This is a genomic window from Brunnivagina elsteri CCALA 953 (genome assembly GCF_002289455.1).
Taxonomy (GTDB): Bacteria; Cyanobacteriota; Cyanobacteriia; order Cyanobacteriales; family Nostocaceae; genus Brunnivagina; species Brunnivagina elsteri.
This window is the reverse complement of sequence record NZ_NTFS01000484.1, coordinates 1-4,422: the sequence shown is the minus strand read 5'-3', so window position 1 is coordinate 4,422 and position 4,422 is coordinate 1. Positions and strand designations below refer to the sequence as shown.

Sequence of the window (4,422 nt, the reverse complement as noted above, 5' to 3'; positions counted from 1 at the left end):
GGAAGTATCTAAAAGCTTTTAAGGTATTTGAAAGTATATTCTTAACCCGTTCTTAGTATAGTAAAGGTAAAATATGAAATTGTAATCAGATAGCAAACTGTGATAGAGCGTTATACCTTGCCTGAGATGGGCAATCTTTGGACAGATACCTACAAGTTGAAAACCTGGCTAGATGTGGAAATAGCCGTTTGTGAAGCTCAAGCTGAGTTTGGCTATGTTCCCAGCGATGCGATCGCAGAAATTAAGGCAAAGGCAAATTTTGACCCCAAAAGGGTACTAGAAATTGAAGCAGAAGTTCGCCATGATGTCATTGCTTTCTTAACGAATGTTAATGAGTACGTCGGGGATGCAGGACGTTATATTCATTTAGGTATGACTAGTTCCGACGTGCTAGATACGGCTTTAGCGCTGCAAATGGTGACTAGTTTAGATTTGATTTTGCTACGACTGGAAGATTTGATTACGGTAATTCGCGAGAAAGCTGGCGAACATCGTTATACAGTGATGATTGGGCGATCGCATGGTGTACATGCTGAACCAATGACTTTTGGCTTTAAGTTGGCTGGTTGGTTAGCGGAAGTATTACGAAATAAGGAACGCTTACTAAATGTCCGCAAAACAACTGCCGTTGGCAAAATCTCCGGAGCTGTGGGAACCTATGCCAACATCGAACCCCGTGTGGAAGCATTAGCATGTGAAAAATTGGGACTAAAACCCGATCTGGCATCAACTCAGGTAATTTCCAGGGATATACATGCTGAGTATGTGCAACAATTGGCATTACTTGCGGCTTCCATCGAACGCTTTGCTGTGGAAATTCGCAACTTACAAAGAACCGATGTTCTCGAAGTCGAAGAATATTTTTCCAAAGGGCAAAAAGGTTCCTCCGCAATGCCCCACAAACGCAACCCAATTCGTTCTGAACGGTTGACGGGAATGGCACGTATGGTTCGTAGCTATGCGATCGCGGCATTGGAAAATGTCGCACTTTGGCACGAACGAGATATTTCCCATAGTTCGGTAGAACGGGTAATGTTGCCGGATGCTTGTATTTTGACCCATTTTATGGTTATGGAAACCATTGATTTGGTGAAAAATCTGTTGGTTTATCCCGACAATATGGCGCGAAATTTGAATTGCTATGGTGGTGTTGTTTTCAGCCAGAAGGTAATGCTAACCCTGGTGGAGAAAGGAGTGCGTCGGGAAGATGCTTATAAGATTGTCCAGGAAAACGCACATCTTGCCTGGAATAAAATCGATGGGAATTTCCGCGATTTAGTTAGCAATGATATGCGAGTCAAGGAGCAATTATCACCCGCAGAAGTCGATGCTTGCTTTGATCCCCAGCACCATCTCCAGCATTTAGATGAGGTGTATAAAAGGTTAGGGATTTAGGACATTGGGTATTGGGCATTGGGTATTGGGCATTGGGCATTGGGTAATTTATAGTTCCCTAATCCCCTTGTCCTTTTATTCAGAAGTGGGATACAAGCGACTGTCTTGAAAGTCAGAAAAACTCAGGAAATTGGGTTTCTCCCCCATGCATAATCTCAAATCGTTGGGATAAACCAGAAACCCAATTTCTCCCAAAACGCGAGTAGCGACTGTCTTGAAAGCCAGAAAAACTCAGGAAATTGGGTTTCTCCCCCATGCATAATCTCTAATCGTTGGGATAAACCAGAAACCCAATTTCTCCCAAAACGCGAGGGGAGCATGTCAACCTTGCTAGAACACATGAACTATTTAAGAGTGGCAGAATCAACGAAAATAGAGGAAGAAATCAATCCTTACTCAACAATGAAACCAGCTAATCAGAAAAAACTCCAGGAACATCTTCAAGCCGTAGCAAAAATTCTGTATCAAGAAGCAGAGACTGAAGAATTAGAGAGTCTAGCCGGGATTGAAAAAACAATCAGAGCGCAAACTTTAGAATATATTACGCCAGAATTAGGGGTTTTTTTCTCAAAGAAGCAACAGGAACTTCATCCGGACGAGTAAGAACAATTCCCTAGTATTCTCGGAGAATTACCAGTCAGTGAGAAACAAGCACGAAAGTTAAAACTAGAAAACAATCAAAAAATAAGTCCTTATTTAGAGCAATGTTGCTTGAGAGCAAGTGCGAATGTCTCCTATGAAAATGCAGCAAAAGATATTTATAAATATACCGGCATGTCTATTTCTGCTAACACACAACAAAGAATCGTTCAGCGGTATGAGTTTTCTGAAATAGGATGCGAACAAGAAATAGAAGAAATTAGCGTGGACGGAGGAAAGGTAAGGCTTAGGACTGAACAAAAAGGAGAACCATGCATCTGGAAAGACTATAAAGCTATCTGCATCAACCAAGAAATAAAAGTAGCTAGATTGGGTGAAAATGAAGCTTTAATCGATTGGGTAAATCAACAACATTTGGCAGAACCATTAACCTGTTTAGGTGACGGACATCCAGGGATTTGGAAGATTATTCGCCAATTTAATTGTCCTGGAGAAAGACGGGAGATTTTAGATTGGTTTCATCTGATTGAAAATCTACATAAAGTTGGTGGTTCTCTCAAGCGACTCAAAACTGCGGAAACTTTTCTTTGGCAAGGAAAAGTTGATGAAACTCTAGTTTTTTCGTGGTGCGAGAAACCCGGTTTCTGAGTCTTTTGGTACTGATTTGAGATTTTATATGGGGGAGAAACTAGGTTTCTAATGTATCCAATCTACCAAACTATAATTAATGCGCCAAAATAACAGAGAAATTATCCCAATAAAAAAGGCAGGCATTTTACCCACCTTATAAAATACTATTGGTTAATTGTGCTTAAAAAAAACTAATAGTTCTAATGCAATATACCGCTCGCATGTAATAATCCATGCCCAGTTAGCATCTCAAACAACAAAGCGATAAATCCAAGCATGGCAATTCGTCCATTCCAAACTTCTGCGCTGCTGGTAATACCCCATTCCCAATTTTCGGGAGGATACATTTTCACATTTTTTTTCATTTGACTGACTTGCGATAAATCCAATCTGGGGGATTTCATCGCATCCATCGTTAAGTCTGCCAAAGCTCGAATAAATACTGGGTGGGTATTTAATGCTGGAACCCGACGGAAGTTATCTATACCTGCGATTTCCGCTAATTCCCGATACTCAATGTCGATTTCTTCCAATGTCTCAATGTGTTCGGAGACAAAGCTAATAGGGACGACTACTAGATTTTTTATACCCTGTTCACCTAATTCTTCAATCGCATCTTCAGTATATGGTTGCAACCACTCAACCGGACCAACGCGACTTTGATAAGCTAAGGTATGAGGATTCGGACGATTCAGGGTACGCATAATTAATTCCGTACATTCCTCAATCTCTTGCTGGTATGGGTCTCCGGCTTCTTCTACGTAGCTTTTCGGTACGCCGTGAGCGCTAAAAAATACATGCCCTTCGTCCGGGTTTTCCAACTGATCGAGTTCTTGGGCGATGAGTTCTGCCATCGCTTGCAGGTATCCGGGCTGTTTGTACCAGGATGGGATGACGGTATATTTTTGTTTTTGTAACTGGGGATTTGTTTTCCACATCTGTTCCAATAAGCGAAAACTGGAACCACTGGTACTGATGGAAAATTGTGGATACAGGGGGAGAATTACTAATTCATCAATATTATCCTGGGTCAACCGTGCGATCGCTTCTTCTGTGTATGGATGCCAATACCGCATTCCAATATAAATTTCTGCATCTTCCCCCAAAGCTAGCAATTGTTCCTTCAATGCTTGCCCTTGAGCTTCTGTAATCCTTCGTAAAGGAGAACCACCACCAATTTTCTTATAATTCGCTTGCGATCGCGATGTTCTCCGTGTCGCAATAAACCATGCCAAGGGCTTTTGCAACCAAGGAAATGGTAAGCGAATAATCTCCGGATCGGAAAACAAGTTGTAAAGGAATGGTCCAACATCTTCTAGTCTGTCAGGACCGCCAAGATTGAGTAATAATACACCTATACGACCCATAGTAATTCTCTTCCCCCAATCTCTTTCAGGTTTTTTACTAATTTTAACAATATATCTTTATTAAATATATAAGTTCTTTACAGGTAATTAAGCAATGGCTACAATTTTGCGAGATTTGAGCTACCGCTATCAATGGTTGTATGATGCGATTGCTCATTTATCATCCCTTACTGTCGGTGGCGAGAACCAGTTTCGACAGCTTGCTTTGCAAGACTTAATAATTTGCTCAGATACAAAGATTTTAGATTTATGTTGTGGCAGTGGTCAAGCAACAAAATTTCTTGTTAATAATTCTCAACAAGTTATCGGTTTAGATGCATCTCCGCTCTCTTTACAAAGAGCTAAACATAATGTCCCCCAAGCAAACTATGTGCAGGCGCTTGCGGAAAAAATACCTTTTAGTGAAAATGAATTCGATTTAGTTCATACT

4 protein-coding genes and 1 pseudogene are annotated in these 4,422 nt (G+C 40.9%); 3 read left to right on the top strand and 2 right to left on the bottom strand.

Going from position 1 to position 4,422, the window contains the following annotated elements; all coding sequences use genetic code 11:
- Positions 1 to 99 precede the first annotated feature (99 nt).
- On the top strand, positions 100 to 1,395 hold the full coding sequence (gene purB / locus CK510_RS26885; protein WP_095724579.1) for an adenylosuccinate lyase: 1,296 nt from the start codon (positions 100 to 102) through the stop codon (positions 1,393 to 1,395).
- Positions 1,396 to 1,507: 112 nt separating this feature from the next.
- Here the strand turns inward: purB and CK510_RS32075 are convergent, their stop codons facing one another.
- Complete coding sequence (locus tag CK510_RS32075; RefSeq protein WP_158224971.1) at positions 1,508 to 1,651, bottom strand: hypothetical protein; 144 nt, start codon at positions 1,649 to 1,651, stop codon at positions 1,508 to 1,510.
- 146 nt (positions 1,652 to 1,797) lie between these two features.
- On the opposite strand from CK510_RS32075, the pseudogene CK510_RS33685 reads away from it, so the two are divergent.
- Positions 1,798 to 2,610, top strand: a pseudogene (locus CK510_RS33685) (ISKra4 family transposase); the annotation flags it as partial.
- Between the two features lie 215 nt (positions 2,611 to 2,825).
- Here the strand turns inward: CK510_RS33685 and hemH are convergent.
- The gene (hemH, locus tag CK510_RS26870; RefSeq protein WP_095724576.1) at positions 2,826 to 3,992 is read right to left on the bottom strand and encodes a ferrochelatase; all 1,167 of its coding nucleotides are present in this window, start codon (positions 3,990 to 3,992) and stop codon (positions 2,826 to 2,828) included.
- A 94-nt stretch (positions 3,993 to 4,086) separates the two neighbouring features.
- On the opposite strand from hemH, the gene CK510_RS26865 reads away from it, so the two are divergent.
- The coding region (locus CK510_RS26865) for a class I SAM-dependent methyltransferase (RefSeq protein WP_143289457.1) at positions 4,087 to 4,422 on the top strand (336 nt) is incomplete at its 3' end.

Excerpts from the sequence above, each read along its gene's own strand:
- hemH (WP_095724576.1), bottom strand. The coding sequence starts at position 3,992 with ATGGGTCGTATAGGTGTATTATTACTCAATCTTGGCGGTCCTGACAGA.
- CK510_RS32075 (WP_158224971.1), bottom strand. The coding sequence starts at position 1,651 with ATGGGGGAGAAACCCAATTTCCTGAGTTTTTCTGGCTTTCAAGACAGT.